The 269-nt window shown below is 43.5% G+C and carries 1 protein-coding gene; it reads right to left on the bottom strand.

Translation table 11 applies throughout. The features are described 5' to 3' along the window. The coding region (locus tag B4920_RS26420) for a hypothetical protein (RefSeq protein WP_139379688.1) at positions 1-269 on the bottom strand (269 nt) is incomplete at both ends.

Genomic DNA, 269 nt, shown 5'->3' with positions numbered 1-269 from the left:
TTATCAGGCCATACACCTAACACGTCGCGCTCATTTACATACGGATGGTTAGGTGAGGATGCAGGCGTTTTAATACCGTTGAGTAAGCGGCCCGAAAAGCTAACATCAGCCGTTAATAAATCCTGAAATTGAGGATTTATTTGCGATTTAATGATCAACTCTTTCAAGGCTTCTGGGGAATCAGAGAACTGACTGATCACCTCACCCGGCTCAAATTGCGCCTTCATATCGCCGCTTTTAAAACGATATTGCTCAAGTACCTTAGCAAA

The sequence above is a fragment of the Zoogloea sp. LCSB751 genome (assembly GCF_002028455.1).
Lineage (GTDB): Bacteria > Pseudomonadota > Gammaproteobacteria > Burkholderiales > Rhodocyclaceae > Zoogloea.
This window is presented reverse-complemented; position numbering and strand designations above follow the sequence as displayed.